This window comes from Streptomyces sp. NPDC050617 (genome assembly GCF_040654795.1).
GTDB lineage: Bacteria > Actinomycetota > Actinomycetes > Streptomycetales > Streptomycetaceae > Streptomyces.
Window position 1 is genome coordinate 55,629 of sequence record NZ_JBFAIS010000025.1, and the last position, 20,121, is coordinate 75,749.

Genomic DNA, 20,121 nt, shown 5'->3' on the forward strand with positions numbered 1-20,121 from the left:
TCCGCGCGGCTACGCCTCCCGCGTGCCCGCGTACATGTCCTCGATGAGGTCCTTGAACTGCCGCTCCACGACCGGGCGCTTGAGCTTGAGGCTCGGCGTCAGCTCGCCGTGCTCGACGTCCAGGTCGCGCGGGAGCAGCCGGAACTTCTTGATCGTCTGCCAGCGCTGGAGACCTTCGTTGAGCCGCTTCACATACCCGTCGATCAGCTGCTCGGTCTCACCGGCCGCGACCACCTCCGGATACGACCGGCCCCCCAGGCCGTGCTCCTTGGCCCAGTCCATGATGGTGGGCTCGTCGAGGGAAATGAGCGCGGTGCAGTAATTGCGGTCGGCGCCGTGCACCAGGATGTTGGAGACGAACGGACACACCGCCTTGAACTGGCCCTCGACCTCCGCGGGCGCGATGTACTTGCCGCCCGAGGTCTTGATCAGGTCCTTCTTGCGGTCGGTGATCCGCAGATAGCCGTCGGCCGACAGCTCGCCGATGTCGCCGGTGTGGAACCAGCCGTCGGATTCGAGGACTTCGGCGGTCTTCTCGGGCAGCCCGTGGTAGCCCTGCATGATGCCGGGGCCGCGCAGCAGGATCTCGCCGTCGTCGGCGATCCGGACCTCGGTGCCGGGCAGCGGCTTGCCGACGGTGCCGGTGCGGTACGCCTCGCCGGGGTTGACGAAGCTCGCGGCGCTGGTCTCCGTGAGTCCGTAGCCCTCCAGGATGTGGATGCCGGCGCCGGCGAAGAAGAACCCGATGTCGGGGGCGAGCGCGGCCGAGCCGGAGATGCAGGCGCGCAGCCGGCCGCCGAACGCCTCGCGGAGCTTGGCGTAGACGAGGGCGTCGGCGACCTTGTGCTTGGCCGCGAGGCCGAAGGACACCGAGGCGCTGCCGGTGTGGCGGAAGTTGTCCTGCGACGCCTTCGCGTACTCGCGGGCGACCTCGGCCGCCCACTGGAAGATCTTGTACTTGGCGCTGCCGCCGGCCCGCGCCTTGGCGACGACCCCGTTGTAGACCTTCTCGAAGATTCTCGGCACGGCGGCCATATAGGTGGGCTGGACCACCGGCAGATTCTCGATGATCTTGTCGACCCGGCCGTCCACGGCGGTGATGTGGCCGACGCTGATCTGCCCCGCGGTGAGCACCTTCCCGAAGACGTGCGCGAGCGGCAGCCACAGGTACTGCACGTCGTCCGCGGCGACCAGCTCCGTGGCCTGGATGGCGCGCGCCATGTACGCCCAGCAGTCGTGCGGCAGCCGGACGCCCTTGGGGCGGCCGGTGGTGCCGGAGGTGTAGATGAGCGTGGCGAGCTGGTCCCGCTCCAGGGCGTGCACCCGGTCGCGTACGGCGTCGGGGGTCTTCTCCAGATACGCGCCGCCGCGCCGCTCCAGCTCGGCGAGGGAGAGCACCCAGCCCTCCGGGTCGCCCTCGGCGGCCACCGCGTCCGCCTCCTCGATGACGACGACATGCGCGAGGGCGGGCAGCTCGGCGCGGCACGCGCGGACCTTGGCGAGCTGGGCCGCGTCCTCGGCGATCAGCACCTTGCTGTCCGAGTCGGAGAGGATGAAGGCCGTCTCCTCGGTGTTGGTGGAGGAGTAGACCGTGGTGGTCGCTGCCCCCGCGCAGAGCACGCCGAGGTCGGCGAGTATCCACTCGACGCGGGTGTTGGAGGCGAGCGCGACGCGCTCTTCGGGCCGCACGCCGAGGTCGAGCAGTCCGGCGGCGATGGCGAAGACCCGCTGGGACGCCTGCTGCCAGCTGAGCGAGGCCCAGTCGTCGGGGCCCTCGCCGGAGGCGGAGGGCACGGGGTAGCGGTACGCCTCGGCGTCCGGCGTCGCCTCGACGCGCTCCAGGAAGAGGTTCGCCACGGATGGTGGCCGGTTCTCGATCAAAGCCTGTGTATCGGTCACGGCATCCTCCGGGGCCCGCCTCATTGCTGGTGACTCGCGAGTAACCTTCGAGCAGTGATCAGACTAGATGTGATGCCGCCGCCATGTAAGAGGCTGCGGGACTCCAGTTGAACCGGTTGCCGATGCGTTAAATGCCCCATACATGCACCCCCTCGCCCGAACGGTCCGAGGGCTGCCACCCCGGTCGGGGCTACGGGGCGGGGGTACGACCGAAAGCCCGGACCACAGCCGCGGACCATGGGATACAAGCCACACCCACGCCCGCCGACACCGACCACCGATCCAGCCCAGGGGCACGCGGCCGGTACGGACGGGGTACGGGCGCACGGCACGGCCGTCTACGGGTTGGGGGTACGGGCCGTCCGTACGGGTCGGGGTCACGGGTCGGGGGTACGGGCCGTCCGTACGAGCCGGGGGGCACGGGTCGGGGGCACGAGCCGTCCGTACGGGCCGGGGTCGCGGGTCGGGGCACGAGCCGTCCGTACGAGCCGGGGTCGCGGGTCGGGGGCAGGGGCCGTACGTACGGGCCGGGGTCGCGGGTCGGGGGCAGGGGCCGTACGTACGGGCCGGGGCCCACGCCCGAGGTGCGGCCACCGCCCGTACGAGCCGGGGGTCACGGGTTGGGGTACGGGCCGTCCGTACGAGCCGGGGTCACGGGTTGGAGGTACGAGCCCGCCCGTACGAGCCCGGGGTCACGGGTTGGAGGCAGGGGCCGTCCGTACGGGCCGGGGGACGGGCTGTCGGCCCGCGGCCCGTCGGCTCGGACGCGGCGGCGTCAGCCGCCCAGCGGTGCGGCGATCGGCAGGCCGCCGATCATGGTCGGGTTCTTGGAGGCCGGTCGAGCGGCGCCTTCGGCGCCCTTGGTGCCCTGCGTGCGGTCGAACGCGCTGCCCAGCTCGTCGACCGCCCCGACGAGCCCCTTGACGTCGACGTCCTGCAGCGGCCCCGCCGTGGCCTGGCCGGGCCCGGCGTTCGCCTCGGTGCCGCCGTCGGCGAACGCGGGCGCGGCGGCGCCGAGCGCCATCAGCGAACCGGCAACGACCGCGGCGGCCTTCGTGTACTTCACTGTCGGATTCCCTTTCCGCAGCGACGGGTGTCGCTGTCGGTATCCGTAACGGGGCCGCGCGCCGATCGGAAACCCGCGCGGGGCCCTGGTTGCGCCACGCGCCCGTACGACCACCCGAATGCCGCACAGGGCGCCCGCCCCGGTCGTACCGGGATGGGCGCCCTGTGCGGCGGCGGGGCCGTCCCCGCCGGGCGTCACTTCTTCTTGGAGTCCGAACCGTCGGAGTCCGTGGAGAGCACCGCGATGAACGCCTCCTGCGGCACCTCCACGTTGCCGACCATCTTCATCCGCTTCTTGCCCTCCTTCTGCTTCTCCAGCAGCTTCCGCTTACGGGAGATGTCACCGCCGTAGCACTTGGCGAGCACGTCCTTGCGGATCGCGCGCACCGTCTCACGGGCGATGACGCGGCTGCCGATGGCTGCCTGGATGGGCACCTCGAAGTTCTGCCGCGGGATGAGCTCGCGCAACTTGGCGACCAGCCGCACCCCGTACGCGTACGCCTTGTCCTTGTGGGTGACCGCGGAGAACGCGTCGACCTTGTCGCCGTGCAGCAGGATGTCGACCTTGACGAGCTGCGCCTGCTGCTCGCCGGTGGGCTCGTAGTCGAGCGAGGCGTAGCCGCGGGTCTTGGACTTCAGCTGGTCGAAGAAGTCGAAGACGATCTCGGCGAGCGGGAGGGTGTAGCGCAGCTCGACGCGGTCCTCGGAGAGGTAGTCCATGCCGAGCAGCGAGCCGCGGCGGGCCTGGCAGAGCTCCATGATCGCGCCGATGAACTCGCTCGGGGCCAGCACGGTCGCGCGGACGACCGGCTCGTGCACCTCGGCGATCTTGCCCTCGGGGAACTCGCTCGGGTTGGTGACCGTGTGCTCGGTCCCGTCCTCCATGATCACGCGGTAGACCACGTTGGGGGCGGTGGCGATCAGGTCGAGGCCGAACTCGCGCTCCAGCCGCTCCCGGATCACATCCAGGTGCAGCAGGCCGAGGAAGCCGACGCGGAAGCCGAAGCCGAGCGCGGCGGACGTCTCCGGCTCGTAGACCAGCGCGGCGTCGTTGAGCTGGAGCTTGTCGAGGGCCTCGCGCAGCTCCGGGTAGTCCGAGCCGTCCAGCGGGTACAGGCCCGAGAACACCATCGGCTTCGGGTCCTTGTAGCCGCCGAGCGGCTTCTCGGCGCCCTTGTTGAGGGAGGTGATCGTGTCGCCGACCTTGGACTGCCGCACGTCCTTCACGCCGGTGATGATGTAGCCGACCTCGCCGACGCCGATGCCGTCGGCGGCCTTCATCTCGGGCGAGGAGACGCCGATCTCCAGCAGCTCGTGGGCGGCCCCGGTGGACATCATCCGGATCCGCTCGCGCTTGTTGAGCTGGCCGTCGACGACCCTGACGTACGTGACCACGCCGCGGTACGAGTCGTACACCGAGTCGAAGATCATCGCGCGGGCCGGGGCGTTCGCGACGCCGACCGGGGCCGGGACCTCGGCGACGACCTTGTCGAGCAGCGCGTCGACGCCCTCGCCGGTCTTGGCGGAGACCTTGAGCACGTCGGACGGGTCGCAGCCGATGAGGTGGGCCAGCTCGGCGGCGAACTTCTCGGGCTGGGCGGCGGGCAGGTCGATCTTGTTGAGGACCGGGATGATCGTGAGGTCGTGCTCCATCGCCAGATACAGGTTGGCGAGGGTCTGCGCCTCGATCCCCTGGGCGGCGTCGACGAGGAGGATGCAGCCCTCGCACGCGGCGAGCGAGCGGGAGACCTCGTAGGTGAAGTCGACGTGGCCCGGGGTGTCGATCATGTTGAGGACGTGGGAGACGCCCTGCTCCGCGCCCTCCGTGGGCGCCCAGGGCAGCCGGACCGCCTGGGACTTGATCGTGATGCCGCGCTCACGCTCGATGTCCATGCGGTCGAGGTACTGCGCGCGCATCTGCCGCTGGTCGACCACTCCGGTCAGCTGGAGCATCCGGTCGGCGAGCGTCGACTTTCCATGGTCGATGTGCGCGATGATGCAGAAGTTACGGATGAGAGCCGGGTCGGTACGGCTCGGCTCCGGCACGTTCGAAGGGGTCGCGGGCACGCAGGGTCCATTCGGTGATTGAACGCGGCTAGCGCGGCTGGGCGCGGCTAGGCGGGGCTCGGGCATACCCCACCATCGTCCCATGAGCGGCGGCCGCGGTCCGGTTTGGGAGGCCGGAGAGCCTGCTGGTAGCCTGGTCCACCGTGCCTCGTGCCCTCTGCGGCGAGGCACTCATCGAAATCCGACGAACCTGAGAAGGCTCTTTCGTGGCGAACATCAAGTCCCAGATCAAGCGGAACAAGACGAACGAGAAGGCGCGCCTGCGCAACAAGGCCGTCAAGTCCTCGCTCAAGACCGCGATCCGTCAGACCCGTGAGGCCGTTGCCGCCGGTGACCTGGAGAAGGCCACCGCTGCCGCCGCCCTCGCCGGCAAGAAGCTCGACAAGGCCGCCAGCAGTGGCGTGATCCACAAGAACGCCGCCGCCAACAAGAAGTCGGCGATGGCCAAGCGGGTCGCCTCCCTCCAGGGCTGAAGCCTCCTGTAGTTCCACAGCTTGACCCCGGGGCGCGGCCCCGGACCCGCCGGACAGGACTCAGCGGACCCTCTCTACCGCTCCGGTCCGGAAGCTCCAGCCATTGACTGGGGCACCGCGCCGCACACGAGCCTGCGTTCGCCACGCGGGTGCGGCGCACACAGCGTGAATCCGAAGGCCCCGAGCCCGTTCTTCCCCAGGGCGGCTCGGGGCCTTCGACGTGTGCGCGGCGACGCCTTCGGCGCACACGCCGCCGGATGGTGCGTACTGCTCGCTGGTCCGCGCGCCCCGCGCGAGGGCGTACGCGCTGGCACCACGCCTCAGGTTGTACGCGCCCGCCCGCTCAGCACGCCGCGCGTCGGCTGTAGGGCGCGGGGTCGGGCTGCTCTATGCAGCGGAGGCACGGCCTCCGGGTACGGCCACTGGCTCCGGGCGCGGGGGCCTGGCATGTGGTCCGTCGCCGTGCGATATGTCGCGGGTGCGATCCGGGGCCGGTCACCGGCCCTTGGCTCGGGCGGCGCGGGCCACGGCGACGACGGCCTTCTCCAGGGCGTACTCCGGATCGTCGCCGCCGCCCTTGACGCCCGCGTCGGCCTCGGCGACGGCGCGCAGCGCGACGGCGACGCCGTCCGCGGACCAGCCGCGCATCTGCTGGCGCACCCGGTCGATCTTCCAGGGCGGCATGCCCAGCTCGCGGGCCAGGTCGCCGGGGCGGGCGCCGCGCGGGGCGGAGGCCAGCTTCCCGATCGCCCGTACGCCCTGGGCCAGGGCGCTGGTGATCAGTACGGGCGCGACCCCCGTGGACATCGACCAGCGCAGCGCCTCCAGCGCCTCGGCGGCCCGGCCCTCCACGGCCCGGTCGGCGACGGTGAAGCTGGACGCCTCGGCGCGGCCCGTGTAATAGCGGGCCACCACGGCCTCGTCGATGGTGCCCTCGACGTCCGCGACGAGCTGGGAGCAGGCGCTGGCCAGCTCGCGCAGGTCGCTGCCGATGGCGTCCACGAGGGCCTGGCACGCCTCGGGGGTCGCGGAGCGGCCGGTGGCGCGGAATTCGGAGCGTACGAACGCGAGCCGGTCGGCGGGCTTGGTCATCTTGGGGCAGGCGACCTCACGGGCACCCGCCTTGCGGGCCGCGTCCAGCAGGCCCTTGCCCTTGGCGCCGCCGGCGTGCAGCAGGACGAGCGTGATCTCCTCGGCCGGCGCCGAGAAATAGCCCTTCACGTCCTTGATCGTGTCCGCGGAGAGGTCCTGGGCGTTGCGGACGACCACCACTTTGCGCTCGGCGAAGAGGGACGGGCTGGTCAGTTCGGCGAGCGTGCCGGGCTGGAGCGCGTCGGAGGTGAGGTCGCGCACGTCGGTGTCGGCGTCGGCGGCGCGGGCGGCCGCCACCACCTGCTGCACGGCTCGGTCGAGGAGCAGGTCCTCCTGGCCCACCGCGAGCGTGACGGGGGCGAGCAGGTCGTCGGGGGAAGGTTTCCTGGCCATCGCGGTCCAGCATCCCATGCGGCACTGACAGTGCCGCGCGTGCCGGAGAATGCAGGGGTGAGCGATGTACGACATGTGCTGGTGCTGCCCGACCGGGATGCCGCGGAGGAGGTGGCGGAGTCCCTCGGGGACCGCTTCGGCGTGCGCGAGGAGCCGCAGCTCGTCCGCGACGCGCTGGCGGGCGAGGACGACGCCGAGGACGCGCAGTGGCTGGTGGTGGTCGAGGACCCGGCGGGGCGGCTCGACGCGACGGCGCTGGACGAGTTCGCCGCCGAGTACGAGGGCTGGCGGGAATCCGGCCACTGAGCCGTGGGCCCCGGCTCCGGAGGCGGGGGCGGCGCTGCCTCCTCCTGGGACAACTGTCCCCCCGGACGGGGGCCAGTGGCATCGCTCCGGTCATCCCGCCGCGCTGTGGCTCCGGGTCATGAGGGCGGCGAGGTCCTCAGGGTGCAGGAAGGACGCGGGCGGCGGCGGGCCCCAGCTGAACAGCCCCTTGGCGCCTTCGAAGACCTCGGGTTTCCACAGCTGGTCGTCGACGACGCAGTCCATGTCGGAGTAGTACTCGGCGAAGTTGCCGGCCGGGTCCTTGAGGTACCAGAAGAAGTTGGACCCGGCGTGGTGCCGGCCCAGGCCCCAAACGTGCCGCTCCGGGTGGTCCTCCAGCATGGCCATCGCGCCGCGGCCGATGTCGTCGACGTCGTCCACCTGCCAGGACGTGTGGTGCAGGAAGGTGACGGGCGCCTTGAGGACGAGGATGTTGTGGTGGTCGGTGGAGCAGCGCAGGAACGCTCCGGAGTCCTTGATGTAGTCGCTGGCCTTGAGCCCGAGGCCGTCGCGGAAGAAGGCGGCCGTGGCGTCGAAGTCGGTGGTGCCGACGACGGCGTGGCCGAGCTTGCGCGGGCGGACCGGCGCGGAGCGCCGGGTGCCCGGCGCGCGCGAGCCCACGCGCTCGATACGTCCGGGCCCGTTGTACGGCGTGGCCGGGACCGGCGCCGGCTGTGCCGCTCGCGGGGCGACGTCGAGGACCGCGCGTAACCCGGTGGCCCTGTCGTACGCGGTCAGGGAGGTGCCGGCGGTCTCGGCGGGCGCCCCGAGGCGGGCGAGCCGGTGCGCCGCGGCGGCGAGATCGTCGGGGTCGTCGACACCGATGCGCGCTTCCACGAGGCGGCGCGTCGGGGCGTGCACGATGCGCAGTTGGCGGCCCCCGTCGCGGGTGGCGAACCAGCCGTCGCCGTCCGGGGAGAGGCCGAGGTCGGCGTAGTACGCCGCCGTCCCGGCGACATCGGGGACGCCCATGGTGATGGAGATCAGACGGTGCAGTGCCATGGCGGGGCTCCTTCGTCCGCAATCCGCAGAGGCCCAGGGGGCGCTCTCGTACGCACTCGTTCCGTACTCATTCCGCATTAATTGAGCATGATGATTATAGAGATCCTGCGCCGCTGCTGTTCATGGCGTCAAGAGGGGGTAGTTGTAATATCCATAATGAATAGATTCGGCTATGTCGAGGAGCGCCGTGAACACCGCCCGCCCCACCGCACCCGGCCGGGCCGAACAGGCCGCGAGCCGCATCGCCGAACTGGCCGAAGGCGCCGAGCCCGGCACCCGGCTCGGCACCAAGGAGGAGCTGCGCAGCCGGTGCGCCGTCTCCGTGGGGACGTTCAACGAGTCCCTGCGGCTCCTCCAGGCGCGCGGCCTCGTGACCGTACGCCCGGGGCCGGGCGGCGGGATCTTCTCCTCGGAGCCGTCGCCGATGGTCAGGCTGGGCAACTCCGTCCTCGCCCTCGACGCGCAGGAGACGGATGTCGCCGAGGCCGTCCGCATCAGGGACGCGCTCGATCCGCTGCTGATCGAGGACGCCCTCTGGCACGCTTCCCCGGCCGACTTCGCCCAGTTGCGCGGACACCTCGACGTCATGGAGCGGGCTGTGGAGGCCGCCGACGCCGTCGCCTTCGTCCGCGCGAACTGGCGGCTCCACGCGCAGATCGCGGCCATCAGCCCCAACGCCCTGCTCCGCTCGCTCTACAACAACCTGCTCGACCTCATCGAGTCCCACACCCTGGGCGTCCTGCCGGGCGGCGAACAGCCCCTCGGCGAGTACATCGCCCAGCGCCACGAACTGCACCGCGACATCGTGGACGCGCTCGAACGCCGGGACCGCGAGGCGTCGCTCCGGCTGATCCGCGAACACCACACCAGCCCCACGGGCCCGCTGTACAACACCCCGCACGCGGAGGGCTCGTGACGTGACGGCCGCGATGGACCGCCGTCGTCGCGAGTGAGGCGGCTGCGGCGAGTGCGGCAGGTGCGGTCGGTGCGGCGGGTGGGTACAGCGGGCTGCGGCGGACCGCGGCGCGCTTCGGCGGAGTCCGACGGACGGGGGATGAACCTCCGGTGACGGGAAGCGGAAACGCGCCCGGGGCGCGTGGCGCGTTCGTACGTTGCTCGCATACGAACGCTCGACGCTCGACCGATCGCCCGTGCGAGGTCCCCCGTGACGCTGCCCAGCACCGAGACGATCCTCGCCGCCGCCGGTCTGCTGGCGACCGCGCTGATCTGGGCCGTGGACCGGTTCCTGCCGGGGCGCAAACGGATCGGCTACCGGGTGCAGATGGACACGGCGATCGGCATGAACCCGCAAGCCGCGCACAACATCGTCCAGTTGCGGCTGCTGCGGGCGGACCGGGAGATCACGGGCGCGACGCTGGCGCTGCTGCGTATCGAGAACGACGGCAGCAAGGACATCGTCCGCCAGGACTACCAGGAGCCGCTGACCGTCGACTTCGCGGGCCGCACCGTCGTCGGGGTGGAGGTCCCGGACGCCAACCCGCCGAACCTCGCGGCCATGCTGACCCGCAACGGCGGCCTGCGCCCCGACGGCAGCCGCCTCACCCTGCCCCGCGTGCCGCTCAACAAGCGCAACCACTTCAAGCTCCTCGTCCTGCTCTCCGGGACCGGGTCCGGGGAGCGCGTCACGCTGGAGGGCTTCCTCAGCGGCGGCCGGATCGTGCGGAACGCGCAGCGGCGCGGTCCGCAGCCGGTCAGCCTCGCGCTGGGCTCGGTCTTCATCATCCTGGTCGGGCTGCTCGGCGGGCTCCAGCTCAGCGGCTCGGAGGACCCGCCGCGCAGCGAGTGCGCGGCGGGACGGCTCACGGTCACCGGGTCGTCCGCCTTCGCCCGGCTGACCTCGCTGATCAGCACGGCGTACGAGCGGCAGTGCCCCGAGGCCGAGATCACCGTGGCGGAGAGCGCGAGCCTGACCGCGCTGCAGGAGCTGAACAGCCTCGGCAAGGCCCGCTCCGGCGCCCCGGCCCGCATCGCCGTGTCGGACGGGCCCGCGCCCCGCAGCTTCCAGCAGCTGCGGGGGCAGCCGGCAGGCGTCGTGATCTTCAGCGTCATGGTCAACAAGGACACCGGGGTCCACAACCTGACGTTGCGTCAACTGCGGGACGTCTACGCGGGCAAGTACCGCAACTGGAACCAGCTCAACGGCAACGACCGGGAAATTCGCTTCGTCAGCCGCACCTCCAACTCCGGTACCCGCAAGGTCTTCGAGCAGAAGGTGCTGCGCGGCGGCACGGAGCCCGTCGCCTCTTCCGACGACTGCCGCAACAAGGACCGCATCCCCTCCGCCCGGTTCGTCAACTGCGAGCTGAGCAGCACCGACCAGCTCGTCGCCGAGGTCAACCGGGTGCCGGGCGCCATCGGCTACGGCGAGATGTCCGCCGCCACCAAGCAGCCGAACGTCAACCGCCTCCTGCTGGACGGCGGCGAACCCGATATCGAGCGCGTCCGTCAAAACACCTATCCCTTCTGGGCGGTCGAGAACTTCTACACCTACGGCCCTCCCAAAGACGGCTCCCTCACCGCCAAATTCCTCACCTACCTCAGCAGCGACACGGCCAAAAACACCATGCGGACCTACGGCCATGTCCCCTGCGCCGACCTGCGAGCCCGGCCGGACTCCCCCTGCGCCCAGCCCTGACCACCCCGGAGCCGTCCCCCACCACCGCGATCGGCCCGTCCGTGTCGGTGCGCAGCACGGCCGCCCCGCCGGACCGCAGCGCCGCGACCGTACGGGCCGACGGATGCCCGTACAGGTTGCGCGCCCCGCAGGAGATCACGGCGAGGCGCGGCCTCAGGCGGCGTATCAGCTCCGGGTCCTGATACGCCGACCCGTGATGGGCGACCTTGACGACGTCCACCGCGGACAGTCCGGGGTGCGCCGCCAACAGGGCCTGCTGCGCGGGCGGTTCGAGGTCTCCCAGCAGGAGTACGGTCAGCCCCGCCGTACGGACGAGGAGCGTGACGCTCGCGTCATTGGGACCGTCCTCGGCCCCCGCCCGCGCGGACCCGGACGTCGGCGGCGGCCACAGCACCTCCCAGGACAGGCCGCCGACGCGCCGCCGCTCCCCCGGCACCGCCGCGACCACCGGCACCCGCCCGGCCGCCGCCTCGCGCCGCACGGACGCCACCTGGTCGGGCGGCTCTTCGAGCGTCGTCGTCTCGATCGCGCCGACGGCGCGGCCGCGCAGCGCGCCGGACAGCCCTTCGGTGTGGTCGGCGTGGAAGTGCGTGAGGACGAGGAGCGGCACGGTGTCCACGCCGAGCTCTCTCAGACACCGGTCGACGGCTCGCGGTTCCGGCCCGGTGTCCACCACCACGGCCGTGCCGGGCCCGGCGGCCAACACCAGCGCGTCGCCCTGACCCACGTCACACGCCACCATGCGCCAATCCGGCGGCGGCCAGCCGGTGATCGCCCGCGTCAGCGGAGCCGGGCGGACGACCGCGACGAGCAGCAGCAGCGCGCACGCCGCGCACAGCACGGGGTGCCGCAGCGCCCTGCGCGCCGCGAACACGGCGACCCCCGTGACCACCGCCAACAGCAGCCCGCCGCCCCACCCCTGCGGCCAGCCGAATTCCGCACCGGGCAGCCCCGCTCCCGTACGGGCCACCGACGCGATCCAGCCGGCCGGCCACCCCGCCAGCCAGGCCAGGCCCTTCGCCGCCGGCAGCGCGATCGGCGCGACGGCGAGCGCGGCGAACCCGAGGACCGTGGCCGGGCCGACCGCCAGTTCCGCGAGGAGGTTGCAGGGGATCGCGACGAGGCTGACGCGCGCGGCCAGCACCACGACGACCGGGGCGCAGACCGCCTGCGCGGCGGCGGCCGCCGCGAGCGCCTCGGCCGCCCGAGGCGGCACCCCGCGCCGCCGCAGGGCCGCGCTCCAGCGCGGAGCGATGAGCAGGAGGGCCGCGGTGGCCAGCACGGACAGCGCGAACCCGTAACTGCGCGCGAGCCACGGGTCGTAGAACACCAGCAGCAGCACGGCCCCGGCCAGCGCGGGCAGGAGCGTACGGCGGCGTCCGGTGCCGATGGCGAGCAGCGTGACGAGGCCGCAGGCCGCGGCCCGGAGCACGCTGGGGTCCGGGCGGCACACGACGACGAACGCGAGCGTCAGCCCGCCGCCCAACCACGCCGTGGCCCGCAGCGGCACCCCGAGCCGCGCCGCCAGGCCGCGCCGCTCCGCGCGCACGGCCAGGTGCGCGGGGCCGATCAGCAGCACGAGGATGATCGTCAGGTTGCTGCCGGACACCGCGAGCAGATGCGTCAGATCCGTGGCCCGGAACGCCGCGTCGAGCTCGGGGAACACGCGGGCGGTGTCGCCCACCACCAGCCCCGGCAACAGGGCGCGGGCATCCGGCCCGAGCCCGTCCGTCGCCTCGCGCAACCCCGCCCGCAGCCGACCCGCCACGCGCTGCGCGACCGTCGGCGGGCCGGTCACCCGCGGCGGCCCGCCGCCCCTGACGCGCACCACGGCGGCGATCCGCTCGCCTCCGTGCGACGGCGGCGCCAGTCGCCCCCGCACGCGCAGCCGCGTGGACGGCAGCAGGCTCAGCCACTCGGCGGGCGGCCGGGCCTCGGCGCGGTTCTGCTGCACGATGACGAGCACCGGCGTCCTCGTCGCCATCGTGCCCCCGCCCACCGTCGTCACCCGCCCCGCCTCCCCCTCGAACACGACGCCCGGCGCGGCCATCGCCGCCCCACTCACCCGCGGCCGGATGACGCGCGGGTCCCCGGTGACCGTCACGTCCACAACCCCCTCTCCATACTCCCGAGCCACTCCCGGCAACGGCCCCCGCCGAACATCCGCGGCGTCCAGCGCGGCCGCCCCCGCGCCGGCGGCAGCGCAGAGCAGCACCATCGCGAGCGCCACTTTGACGCTGGGCGCTCGCCCAGGCCGAGTTGGAGCCCCGCGCGCCGGGCTCCCCGCGCCCGCCGGAGCCATCGGGTCCGGCCGCGCCGGCGGAGACGGCCCAGCCACCCGAGCCGAAGCCGGCAGCGACGGCGACGGCGACGGCGACGGCTCAGCACAGCGCGTTGTCGTCCTCGCGCCCAGGCGCTCGGCCGCCAGCAGCGCAACGGCCACCAGGGCGGCGCCGCCGCAGGCCACCGCTACCGCGGCGCCGGAGGCGGTCAGCGCGAGTGCCGCGGCCGCCCACGTCGCGAGGGCGGGGAGGACGAGGCGCAGGTCGGGCGGGCCCTCCTGGCGGGGGTCGGCGGCGCCGTGCGGGGAGCGCGCGGTGGCGTGGACCGCGAGGCGGGGGCCGGTCATGGCTGGACCAGCGGGCGGAGGTCGGCGAAACGGCGGGCGCCGATGCCGTTGACGTGGCGGAGGTCGTCGATGGAAGTGAAGCCGCCGTGCTGGGAGCGGTAGTCGAGGATGTGCTGGGCCAGCACCGGGCCGACTCCGGGAAGGGTGTCCAACTGCGCCGCCGTGGCGGAGTTGAGGCTGACCGGCCCGGCCGGACCGGAGGCCCCGCCCGGCGCGGCGCCCTGCGCCGCAGCGGCGGCCGGAGGCTTCCCCACCGCGATCTGTTCGCCGTCCGTGAGGACCCTGGCCCGGTTCAAGCCGCTGGTGTCCGCCCCCTCCCGGACGCCTCCCGCCGCCCTGAGCGCATCGGCGACCCGCGAACCGGCCGGCAGCCGACGGACACCCGGCGTGCGCACCTTGCCCACGATGTCGACCACGACCCGTCGGGCGTCTCGGCCCGCCATGGGCGGCGGGGCCGGAGCGGGGCGCGGCCTCGCGGGTTCGGCCGCGGGCGCCCGTACCGTCTGCGGGCGTCCCGTCCAGAAGTGGTGAACCGCGAAGACGGACACGGCCAGCAGCACCGCCGCCACGGCTGCCAGCGTCTTGGGTTCGATGCCGCAACGAAGCAGCGCCCATGAGCGCACCCGCTCCCCCACTCCGAGGGCGGTCATACGGCCGCGCCGCCGCCGGTCCCGAGCCCCGTCGCCGCCCCCGCCCCCGTCACCGACGGCGCCACCGGTGTCCCCGACCACCTCCGCTGAACCCCGGCTCACGTCGCTGACCGGCTCCGTCCGCGACACCTCAGCCGGACCGCCCCCGCTGCCCTCGCCGCCCTCGTCTTCCCGGCCGCCCCCACCACCCCGACCGACCCCGTCACCCCCGATATCCCGATCGGCCCGGCCCGGGCCACCCTGCCGGTCCCCCGCCCCGGCGGACACCGCCAATCCCCCGGCTCCGGCCCCGCGACGCTCACGGCCAGCACTGACCGTTCGGTCGTGCCCGCCGCTCTCACGACCACCGCCGAACGTACGGTCATGCCCGTCATGCCCCCCGGCACCCGCCGCCGCGGGCCCGCTCCTCACGCCCGACGTGAGCACCGGCACCAGCACCGGCGCACTCCCCGCACCCGGCACGGCGGCCCGCCCCGGCACGGCCCGCCCCGACGCCGCACCCGCGAAGAGTCCGGCCGCTCGCTCGCGGGCGGCAGTCGGAGCCGTGCCGGACGCGCGGTGCCCAGCACGGCGTCGGTGGTGGTGATGGCCGTAGCGGTGGCGGGTGCGCGGGTCCGGGCCGCGCCCCGGACCCGTCGTCGCTGTGTGTGATCGTGGCGTCATGCCAACCGACGGTAGGGAAGATCGGCCGATCTCGCCGAGAGCCCTCAAATTCCGTGGATAACTCGCCAGTTGTGGATAACTCGGCCACCCTCACGGGTAGCACGGGCATCACGAGCGTCACAGATGGTCACCGAGGGGAGACCACAGCCCCCAGCAAGCCCGGTCCCGTGTGCGCCCCGATCACCGCGCCCACCTCGCTGACGTGCAGTTCCGCCAGGTCGGGCAGGCGGCCCCGCAACCGGTCGGCGAGTGCGTCGGCCCGTTCCGCGGCTGCCAGATGGTGGACGGCGACGTCGACGCGGCTCGTGCCGGCGCGCTCGACCACGATCTCCTCCAGCCGGGCGATGGCCTTCGAAGCCGTACGCACCTTCTCCATCAACTCGATCCGGCCGCCGTCGAGCTGCAGCAGCGGCTTGACCGCGAGGGCCGAGCCCAGCAGCGCCTGGGCCGCGCCGATCCGGCCGCCCCGCCGCAGGTAGTCGAGGGTGTCGACGTAGAAGTACGCGGCGGTGCCCTCGGCGCGCTTCTCCGCCGCCGCGACGGCCTCGTCCAGGGACCCGCCGGCGTCCGCCGTCTCGGCGGCCGTCAGGGCGCAGAAGCCCAGCGCCATCGCGACCATGCCGGTGTCCACGACCCGCACCGGAACGGGCGCCTCCCGCGCCGCGAGCACCGCCGCGTCGTACGTGCCGGAGAACTCGGACGACAGGTGCAGCGACACGATGCCCGCCGCCCCCGCCTCGGCCGCCGCGCGGTAGGCGGCGGCGAAGACCGCGGGGCTGGGCCGGGAGGTCGTCACCGGCTTGCGTTTCTGGAGTGCCGCGGCGACGGAGCGGGCCGAGATCTCGGTGCCCTCTTCGAGCGCCTCGTCGCCGAGTACGACCGTCAGCGGCACGCTCGTGATGCGGTGCCGCTCCATCGCCTGCTGCGGCAGGTAGGCCGTGGAATCGGTGATGATCGCGACATGGGGGGACATGCCCCGGAGGTTACCCGTCAGGCCCTCCAGGCGGCAGTGCGGACCCCGCCGGGTGATCATCCCACCTTACGCGCGGTGCCCATGAGGTCAGAGGCTGTTCTCGGGGCGGCTGCTCTTCTGCCAGGGGTAGGCCGGGCGCTGCCAACTCCGGTTGCCTCCGGAGATCGCGGACGGCTTGTCGCCCGGGACCTCGCCCTGCCCCGCGGCACCGTCGGAACCGGGCCGCGCCGTGCCGTCGGAACCCGGGCGCACCTTGCCGTCGGAACCGGACCGCGCCGTGCCCGCCGCGCTGCCCTCCTGCCCCGCGGCGCCAGGCATCCCGTCCGGGCGGTCCGCGCCGTTCGCCCCGTCCGCGCCGTTCGCCCCGTCCGCGGCGGGCACCCAGTGCCGCAGCGCCCCCGCCTCCAGATCGATCTGGTCGTTGAGCGCCGCGAAGTCGTCGTCGACGAACTGCCGGGCGCGGTCCTGCGCCGCCCACCGCAGCGAGTTCGCGGAGTGCCGCACCCGGTCCGTACGCTCCCGCAACTCCGGCAGCCGGGCCGCGACGCGGGCCTTGTCCGGCTCGCCCTCCAGCCGCCGCAGCTCGTCGTCGAGCTGGTGCCCGTGCTCGCTGAGCCGCTCGAAGAGGCCCATCGCCTCGGACAGCGAGGCGTCCTCGGCGGAGGCGAGGCGCAGCGCGTCCTGTGTCGCCCGCATCGCGCCGCGCAGCGACAGCCGCAGCTCGGCGAGCTCGCCGACAGGGCCGGACTGGGTGTACTGCTTGGCCTTCAGCCGGGTGTCCTCGACGGTCCGCCGGGTCTGGTGGACCGTGCGGTCCACGCCGCGCTTCACGGCCCGTACGGCCTTGACGGCGGCGATCACCCCCAGCGCCACGAATGCCGCGAAGAACAGCGCAACGATCACGGCCACGGCCTCCATGGGCGCTCCTCAGCGGCTCGGCAGAGTGTTTCCGACGGTCGCCGGCGGTCCTGCCGCGAGCTCTCCACGGCCCGCCCGCGTCCGTCGGTCCGGCGTCCGCCGGTGGTCTTTCGCCTACCTCCACCGTAAACGGCGCGGGCAGGCCGCGGGTTCCGAATGGACCCCCAACCTGCCCTTAGGGAAGAACCCCGAACTCCGGCGAAAACCCCGCGAACGCCCCCTTCGGCGGACATACCGGAGGGGGCGTGCGCCTACGCCGGAACTACACCGGAGCGACGCCGGAGCCTCGCCGGAACTACGCCGGAACGATGTTCACCAGCTTCGGCGCCCGGACGATCACCTTCCGGATGCCCGCGCCGCCCAGCGCCGCGATCACGGCCTCGTCGGCCAGCGCCAGCTTCTCCAGCTCCTCGTCGGAGATCGACGGCGAGACCTCCAGGCGCGCCTTGACCTTGCCCTTGAGCTGTACGACGCAGGTGACGGTCTCGTCCACGACGTACGCGGGGTCGGCGACCGGGAAGTCGTGGTGGACCACGGAGTCCTGGTGGCCCAGCTTGCGCCACAGCTCCTCGGCGATGTGCGGGGCCAGCGGCGCGATCAGCAGCACCAGGGGCTCGGCGACGGACCGGGGCACCTCGCGCACCTTGGTGACGTGGTTGTTCAGCTCGGTGATCTTGGCGATGGCGGTGTTGAAGCGCAGCCCGGACAGGTCCTGCCGAACGCCGTCGATGGCCTTGTGCAGGGCGCGCAGCGTGTCCTCGTCGGGCTCGGCGTCGACGACCGTGACCTCGCCGGTCGCCTCGTCCACGACGTTGCGCCACAGCCGCTGCAGCAGCCGGTACTGGCCGACGACGGCCCGCGTGTCCCAGGGGCGCGAGACGTCCAGGGGGCCCATCGCCATCTCGTACAGGCGCAGCGTGTCGGCGCCGTACTCGGCGCAGATCTCGTCCGGCGTGACGGCGTTCTTCAGGGACTTGCCCATCTTGCCCAGCAGCCGGCTGACCTTCTCGCCCTGGTAGTAGTACGCGCCGTCGCGCTCCTCCACCTCGGCGGCCGGCACGGCGATCCCACGGCTGTCCCGGTAGACGTACGCCTGGATCATGCCCTGGTTGTAGAGCTTGTGGAACGGCTCGGCCGACGAGATGTGCCCCAGGTCGAACAGCACCTTGGACCAGAAGCGCGCGTACAGCAGGTGCAGCACGGCGTGCTCCGCGCCGCCCACGTACAGGTCGACGCCGCCGTGCGGCTGGCCCTCGCGCGGGCCCATCCAGTAGCGCTCGATGTCCGGGGCGACCGGCTGCTCGCTGTTGTGCGGGTCCAGGTAGCGCAGTTCGTACCAGCAGGAACCGGCCCAGTTGGGCATGGTGTTGGTCTCGCGGCGGTACCGCCGGGGGCCGTTGCCGTCGCCCAGGTCCAGGGTGACGTTCACCCAGTCCTCGTTGCGGGACAGCGGGGTCTCCGGGGAGGTGTCCGCGTCGTCGGGGTCGAAGGTCCGGGGCGAGTAGTCGTCGACCTCGGGCAGCTGCAGCGGCAGCATCGACTCGGGCAGCGGGTGGGCGACGCCGTCCTCGTCGTAGACGATCGGGAAGGGCTCGCCCCAGTAGCGCTGGCGGCTGAACAGCCAGTCGCGCAGCCGGAAGTTGACGGTGCCCTCGCCGATGCCGCGCGCCGCCAGCCACTCGGTGATCGCCGCCTTGGCGTCGGCGACGCCCAGGCCGTTCAGCGAGATCTCCTCGCTCGCGGAGTTGACCAGCTTCGCGTCGTACGAGTCGAAGGCGTCGTCCCAGGTGTCCGGGTCCGTGCCGCGGTCGTCGGCGGGCTCGACGACGCAGCGCATCGGCAGCTCGAAGGCGCGGGCGAAGGCGAAGTCGCGGCTGTCGTGCGCGGGGACGGCCATGATCGCGCCGGTGCCGTAGCCCATCAGCACGTAGTCGGCGATGAAGACGGGGGCCCGCTCGCCGCTGACCGGGTTGGTCGCGTACGCGCCGGTGAAGACGCCGGTCTTCTCCTTGGCGTCGGCCTGCCGCTCGACGTCGGACTTCGAGGCGGCCTGCTTGCGGTACGCGGCGACGGCCTCGGCGGGGGTGGCATGGCCGCCGGTCCAGACCTCGTGGGTGCCCTCCGGCCAGGCGGCCGGGGTGATCTTCTCGACCAGCTCGTGCTCGGGGGCCAGCACCATGTAGGTCGCGCCGAACAGCGTGTCCTGCCGGGTGGTGAAGACCGTGATCTTCTCTTCCCCTACGGGGAAGACCACCCGCGCGCCCTCGCTGCGCCCGATCCAGTTGCGCTGCTGCAGCTTGATGGCCTCGGGCCAGTCCAGCCCGTCCAGGTCGTCCAGCAGCCGGTCGGCGTAGGCGGTGATGCGCATGTTCCACTGGCGCAGCTTGGCCTTGAAGACGGGGTAGTTGCCGCGCTCGGAGCGGCCGTCGGCGGTGACCTCTTCGTTGGCCAGGACGGTGCCCAGGCCGGGGCACCAGTTGACGGGCGCGTCGGAGGCGTACGCCAGGCGGTGGCCGCTCAGGACGTCGGCGCGCTCCGCGGCGGTCAGGTCGCTCCAGGGGCGGCCGTCCGGGGTGGACCGCTCACCACTGGCGAACTGCTCGACCAGTTCGTCGATGGGGCGGGCGCGCCGGGCCTCGTCGTCGTACCAGGAGTTGAAGATCCGCAGGAAGATCCACTGCGTCCACTTGTAGTACTCGGGGTCGATCGTCTCGATCGAGCGGCGCTTGTCGTGGCCCAGGCCCAGCCGGCGCAGCTGGCGCCGCATGTTGACGATGTTGGCCTCCGTGGAGGCCCGCGGGTGGGTGCCGGTCTGGACCGCGTACTGCTCGGCGGGCAGCCCGAAGGCGTCGAAGCCCAGGGTGTGCAGGACGTTGTGGCCGGTCATGCGGTGGTAGCGGGCGTGCACGTCGGTGGCGATGAAGCCCAGCGGGTGGCCGACGTGCAGCCCCGCGCCCGACGGGTAGGGGAACATGTCCATGATGAACTTCTTGGGCAGCGCCACGGTCTCCGGCGCCCCCGCCAGGTCGCCGCTGGGGTTGGCCGCCTCGTACGTCCCGTTCGCGTCCCAGAAGTCCTGCCAGCGTGCCTCGATGTCAGCGGCCAGCGCGGCCGTGTAACGGTGCGGCGCGGCCACCTCGGCGGCGGAATTGGTCTCGCTCATCGTCCTAGCTCCATCGATCGTCTCTGCCTGTCTGCCCGTATCCGGCACTGCCTGCATCCGGGACTGCCCGCATCGGGGACTGCCCGCATCCGGTAACCGCACCTGAAATGCAAAATCCCCTCGCACAGGAGGGGACGCCGCGCCGAGTCCGACC

Annotated in this window: 14 protein-coding genes; 4 read left to right on the forward strand and 10 right to left on the reverse strand. The window is 72.7% G+C overall.

The window, feature by feature from the left end:
- Positions 1-9: 9 nt before the first annotated feature.
- The 3 genes from AB0I49_RS28285 to lepA form a co-directional block, all read right to left on the reverse strand.
- Complete coding sequence (locus AB0I49_RS28285; protein WP_363229941.1) at positions 10-1,899, reverse strand: AMP-dependent synthetase/ligase; 1,890 nt, start codon at positions 1,897-1,899, stop codon at positions 10-12.
- Positions 1,900-2,674: 775 nt separating this feature from the next.
- Positions 2,675-2,965: a hypothetical protein gene (locus AB0I49_RS28290; protein WP_363229942.1), complete on the reverse strand. Its 291-nt coding sequence runs from the start codon at positions 2,963-2,965 to the stop codon at positions 2,675-2,677.
- Between the two features lie 194 nt (positions 2,966-3,159).
- A complete protein-coding gene (lepA, locus tag AB0I49_RS28295) occupies positions 3,160-5,031 on the reverse strand; it encodes a translation elongation factor 4 (RefSeq protein ID WP_363229943.1) in 1,872 nt (623 codons plus the stop codon).
- Between the two features lie 206 nt (positions 5,032-5,237).
- Here lepA and rpsT point away from each other — a divergent pair, with 206 nt between their 5' ends.
- On the forward strand, positions 5,238-5,504 hold the full coding sequence (gene rpsT, locus AB0I49_RS28300; protein ID WP_363229944.1) for a 30S ribosomal protein S20: 267 nt from the start codon (positions 5,238-5,240) through the stop codon (positions 5,502-5,504).
- 495 nt (positions 5,505-5,999) lie between these two features.
- Here the strand turns inward: rpsT and holA are convergent, their stop codons facing one another.
- Positions 6,000-6,989 (reverse strand): DNA polymerase III subunit delta, encoded by a 990-nt coding sequence (holA, locus tag AB0I49_RS28305; protein ID WP_363229945.1) that lies wholly within the window; start codon positions 6,987-6,989, stop codon positions 6,000-6,002.
- A 57-nt stretch (positions 6,990-7,046) separates the two neighbouring features.
- On the opposite strand from holA, the gene AB0I49_RS28310 reads away from it, so the two are divergent.
- On the forward strand, positions 7,047-7,295 hold the full coding sequence (locus tag AB0I49_RS28310) for a hypothetical protein (RefSeq protein ID WP_363229946.1): 249 nt from the start codon (positions 7,047-7,049) through the stop codon (positions 7,293-7,295).
- Between the two features lie 90 nt (positions 7,296-7,385).
- On the opposite strand, the gene AB0I49_RS28315 is transcribed toward AB0I49_RS28310, so the two are convergent.
- Positions 7,386-8,315, reverse strand: a complete 930-nt coding sequence (locus tag AB0I49_RS28315) for a VOC family protein (protein WP_363229947.1) — start codon at positions 8,313-8,315, stop codon at positions 7,386-7,388.
- Positions 8,316-8,502: 187 nt separating this feature from the next.
- Between AB0I49_RS28315 and AB0I49_RS28320 the strand changes: the two genes are divergently transcribed.
- Both AB0I49_RS28320 and AB0I49_RS28325 read left to right on the forward strand, forming a co-directional pair.
- Complete coding sequence (locus AB0I49_RS28320) at positions 8,503-9,231, forward strand: FCD domain-containing protein (RefSeq protein WP_363229948.1); 729 nt, start codon at positions 8,503-8,505, stop codon at positions 9,229-9,231.
- A gap of 249 nt (positions 9,232-9,480) precedes the next feature.
- A complete protein-coding gene (locus tag AB0I49_RS28325) occupies positions 9,481-10,971 on the forward strand; it encodes a substrate-binding domain-containing protein (protein ID WP_363229949.1) in 1,491 nt (496 codons plus the stop codon).
- Here AB0I49_RS28325 and AB0I49_RS28330 read toward each other — a convergent pair.
- The 5 genes from AB0I49_RS28330 to leuS form a co-directional block, all read right to left on the reverse strand.
- Complete coding sequence (locus AB0I49_RS28330; protein ID WP_363229950.1) at positions 10,874-13,600, reverse strand: ComEC/Rec2 family competence protein; 2,727 nt, start codon at positions 13,598-13,600, stop codon at positions 10,874-10,876. The two genes, AB0I49_RS28325 and AB0I49_RS28330, sit on opposite strands and share 98 nt — an antisense overlap.
- Entirely contained in the window at positions 13,597-14,463 is an 867-nt protein-coding gene (locus AB0I49_RS28335; protein WP_363229993.1) for a ComEA family DNA-binding protein, read from the reverse strand. The genes AB0I49_RS28330 and AB0I49_RS28335 overlap by 4 nt, the downstream gene beginning before the upstream one ends.
- Positions 14,464-15,040: 577 nt before the next feature.
- Entirely contained in the window at positions 15,041-15,886 is an 846-nt protein-coding gene (locus tag AB0I49_RS28340) for a DegV family protein (protein ID WP_363229951.1), read from the reverse strand.
- Between the two features lie 87 nt (positions 15,887-15,973).
- Positions 15,974-16,804, reverse strand: coding sequence for a hypothetical protein (locus tag AB0I49_RS28345; protein ID WP_363229952.1), 831 nt, complete (start codon positions 16,802-16,804; stop codon positions 15,974-15,976).
- 295 nt (positions 16,805-17,099) lie between these two features.
- Positions 17,100-19,967, reverse strand: coding sequence for a leucine--tRNA ligase (gene leuS / locus AB0I49_RS28350; RefSeq protein ID WP_363229953.1), 2,868 nt, complete (start codon positions 19,965-19,967; stop codon positions 17,100-17,102).
- Positions 19,968-20,121 lie beyond the last annotated feature (154 nt).

What these genes read in the sequence shown, in the direction of transcription:
- holA (WP_363229945.1), bottom strand. Translation starts at nt 6,989, where the DNA reads ATGGCCAGGAAACCTTCCCCCGACGACCTGCTCGCCCCCGTCACGCTC.
- AB0I49_RS28315 (WP_363229947.1), bottom strand. Translation starts at nt 8,315, where the DNA reads ATGGCACTGCACCGTCTGATCTCCATCACCATGGGCGTCCCCGATGTC.
- AB0I49_RS28330 (WP_363229950.1), bottom strand. Translation starts at nt 13,600, where the DNA reads ATGACCGGCCCCCGCCTCGCGGTCCACGCCACCGCGCGCTCCCCGCAC.
- AB0I49_RS28340 (WP_363229951.1), bottom strand. Translation starts at nt 15,886, where the DNA reads ATGTCCCCCCATGTCGCGATCATCACCGATTCCACGGCCTACCTGCCG.
- AB0I49_RS28345 (WP_363229952.1), bottom strand. Translation starts at nt 16,804, where the DNA reads ATGGAGGCCGTGGCCGTGATCGTTGCGCTGTTCTTCGCGGCATTCGTG.
- leuS (WP_363229953.1), bottom strand. Translation starts at nt 19,967, where the DNA reads ATGAGCGAGACCAATTCCGCCGCCGAGGTGGCCGCGCCGCACCGTTAC.